General features: G+C 71.5%; 3 protein-coding genes. 2 read left to right on the top strand and 1 reads right to left on the bottom strand.

The window, feature by feature from the left end:
* A partial coding sequence (locus NJ4_RS05150) for a PD-(D/E)XK nuclease family protein (protein ID WP_174524583.1) occupies nt 1-548 on the top strand: 548 nt, incomplete at its 5' end.
* A gap of 33 nt (nt 549-581) precedes the next feature.
* On the opposite strand, the gene deoD is transcribed toward NJ4_RS05150, so the two are convergent.
* On the bottom strand, nt 582-1289 hold the full coding sequence (gene deoD / locus NJ4_RS05145; protein ID WP_067431227.1) for a purine-nucleoside phosphorylase: 708 nt from the start codon (nt 1287-1289) through the stop codon (nt 582-584).
* A gap of 43 nt (nt 1290-1332) precedes the next feature.
* On the opposite strand from deoD, the gene NJ4_RS05140 reads away from it, so the two are divergent.
* Nucleotides 1333-3264: a M3 family metallopeptidase gene (locus tag NJ4_RS05140; protein ID WP_067431224.1), complete on the top strand. Its 1932-nt coding sequence runs from the start codon at nt 1333-1335 to the stop codon at nt 3262-3264.
* Nucleotides 3265-3406 lie beyond the last annotated feature (142 nt).

Raw genomic sequence — 3406 nt, 5'->3', positions numbered from 1 at the left:
TGGCGCGGCTGCGCGACGACGCCGACGGGTTCGCCCGCGACCTGGCCCGGCCGATGCCCCGCCAGCCCTCACCGGCGGCCCGGTTCGGCACCCGGTTCCACGCCTGGGTCGAGGCCCGCTTCGGCCAGCAGAACCTCTTCGACCCCGACGAGCTGCCCGGCCGCGCCGACCTCGGCATCGACGACGAGTCCGACCTCAAGACGCTCACCGAGTCGTTCTCGGCCGGCCCCTTCGGGCACCGCGAGCCGCATCTCGTCGAGCCGCCGTTCGCGCTTGTCCTCGCCGGACAGGTGGTGCGCGGTCGCATCGACGCGGTCTACACCACCGACGACGCCGGCTTCCTGGTGATCGACTGGAAGACCAACCAGCGGGCCACCGCCGATCCGTTGCAGCTGGCGATCTATCGACTGGCCTGGGCCGAGCTTGCCGGGGTGCCGGTCGAGAAGGTGCGCGCCGCGTTCCACTACGTGCGCACGGGTGAGACCGTCGACCACACCGATGACCTCCCCGGTCGGGAACAGCTCGAGGAGCTGCTCCGGGGCCGGTGACGGCGCCGACTCAGGGGCTGGGGCGGGGTTGCCTCACGCCACCACGGCCTCCAGGGCGATCTCGACCATGGCACCGAAGGTCTGCTCGCGCTCCTGGGCGGTGGTCTCGGCGCCGGTGACCAGGTGGTCGGACACCGTGCAGATCGCCAGCGCCCGGCGGCCGTGCCTGGCGGCCAGCGTGTAGAGAGCACTGGCCTCCATCTCGATGGCGAGCACGCCGTGCTCGACCATCGCGGTCATGATCTCGGGACGTGGCGCATAGAACTGGTCCCCGCTGAAGATCAGGCCGGTCCACGCGGTGACGTCCTCGCGTGCCATGGCCGCGTCGTACGCCGCACGCAGCAGACCGAAGTCGGCCACCGGGGCGTAGTCGAGACCCTCGAACCGGACCCGGTTCATGCCCGAGTCGGTGCACGCGCCGGTGGCCAGGATGACGTCGCGGATGCCGACCTTCTCCACGAGTGCGCCGCACGACCCGACCCGCACGATCGAGGCGACGTCGTAGTCGGTGAACAGCTCGGTGGCATAGATCGCCAGTGACGGTTGACCCATGCCGGAGCCCTGCACGCTGATCCGCTCCCCACGCCAGGTGCCGGTGAAGCCGAGCATGCCGCGCACCTCGTTGTAGCAGGTGACGTCGTCGAGGAACGTCTCTGCGATCCACGCGGCCCGCAGGGGGTCTCCGGGCATCAGGACATGGGGCGCGATCGCGCCCGGTTCGGCGCCGATGTGCGTGCTCATGGGTCGAGCCTAGGGCCTCGGGTGCGGTGGGTAGCCTGCAGTCGTGACCGGATCAGCGCAGCTCCAACCACTGTCCCTGCCCGCCGCCGACGCCGACTGGGCGCCCTGGCTCGACGACCACTGCCGCGGCGCGCTGGCTCGAGCCGAGGAGCTGCGCGGCATCCTCGCCGCCAGCGATCCCGGCTCCGTGGCGGAGGTCTGGAACCGGCTGCACATCGAGCTCGGCAACGCGTTCGCGGTGGCCGGCCTGATCTCGCAGGTGCACCCCGACAAGGCGATCCGCGAGCAGGCCGAGGAGATCGAGGTCGAGGCCAACCGGTTCCACACCACCCTGATGCTCGACGTCGCGGCGTTCACCGCCCTGGCCTCCGTGGAGACCGACGGCCTCGACGCGGCGGCCACCCGGATGCTCGAGCACAGCCTGCGCGACTTCCGTCGCGCCGGCGTCGACCGCGACGAGGCCACCCGCGAGCGGCTCCGCGAGATCAGTGAGCGCGAGGTCGAGCTGGGCCAGGCCTTCTCCCGGGGCATCCGGGACGGTCGGCGTACGACGACGCTGCCGGCCGAGGCCGCGGCCGGGCTCCCGCAGGACTGGGTCGAGGCGCACCCGGTCGGCGACGACGGCACGTTCGAGGTGACCACCGAGTACCCCGACACCGTTCCCTTCATGACCTTCTCGACGGACGCCGACGCCCGCCGTCGCGTGGTGACCACGCAGTACCACCTCGCCTGGCCCGGCAACGACCAGGTCCTCTCCGACCTCCTGGCGGTGCGCCACGAGCACGCCACCCTCCTCGGCTACGCCGACTGGCCGTCCTACGACGCCGAGGTCAAGATGATCGGCACCGGCCCGGCGATCCCCGCCTTCATCAGCGAGATCAGCCGGGACGCCGACGCGGCGGGCCGTGCGGAGATCGAGATCCTCCTCGAACGCGCCCGGCGCGACGACCCGGCGATCGAGGCGATCGACGCCTCCAACTGGCGTCACTACGCCGAGGTGGTGCGCCGTGAGCAGTACGACGTCGACGCGCAGGAGGTGCGCCGCTACTTCGACTTCACCAAGGTGCGCCAGGGCCTGCTCGAGGTGACCGGTCGTCTCTTCGGCCTCGAGTACGCCGCGGTGCCCGACGCCGTGTCGTGGCACGAGGACGTGACCACGTACGACGTGAGCCTCGACGGGGAGCCGTTGGGCCGGATCCGGCTCGACCTGCACCCGCGCGACGGCAAGTTCAACCACGCGGCCCAGTTCGACCTCACGCCCGGGGTGCGTGGGGTGCAGCTCCCCGAGGGCGTGCTGGTCTGCAACTTCCCACGCGGCCTGATGGAGCACGGAGAGGTGGTCACCCTCTTCCACGAGTTCGGGCACCTGGTGCATCACGTGCTGGCCGGGCGGCACGACTGGGTGCGGTTCTCCGGGGTGGCCACCGAGTGGGACTTCGTCGAGGCTCCCAGCCAGATGCTGGAGGAATGGGCGTGGGACGCCGACGTGCTGGCCGGCTTCGCCACCGACGAGTCAGGCACGCCGATCCCGGCCGACCTGGTCGCGCGGATGCGCGCCGGTGAGGAGTTCGGCAAGGGCTTCATGGCCCGCACCCAGATGTTCTACGCCGCGGTCTCCTACCACCTGCACCTCGAGCGTCCCGACGACCTCACCGCCCGGGTCGCCCAGCTGGCCCGGGAGTACACGCTCGTCTCGCAGCTGCCGGGCACCCACTTCCACACCGGGTTCGGTCACCTCGGCGGCTACGGCTCGGCGTACTACACCTACATGTGGAGCCAGGTGATCGCCAAGGACCTGTTCTCGGCCTTCGACCGGGACGACCTCTTCGCCCCCGGCCCGGCCCGGGCCTACCGGGACAAGGTGCTGGCCGCCGGCGGCAGCGGCGACGCGGCCGACCTGGTCGCCGACTTCCTCGGTCGCCCCTACGACGCCGAGGCCTTCCGAGCCTGGATGAACGGAACCACGACGGCATGACGTATCCGCACGCCGAGCTGGCGGCCGGTGCCCACGCGCGCCTGGCCGAACGACGCGACGACGAGGCCTGGCTGGCCCAGCAGTGGGCCGATCCCTCGACCCGGGTGCTGCCGGTGGCCGGCACCCGGGTGCGGACGGCGGG

The sequence above is a fragment of the Nocardioides jensenii JCM 1364 = NBRC 14755 genome, from assembly GCF_001552535.1.
GTDB classification, from domain to species: domain Bacteria; phylum Actinomycetota; class Actinomycetes; order Propionibacteriales; family Nocardioidaceae; genus Nocardioides; species Nocardioides jensenii.
This window is presented reverse-complemented; position numbering and strand designations above follow the sequence as displayed.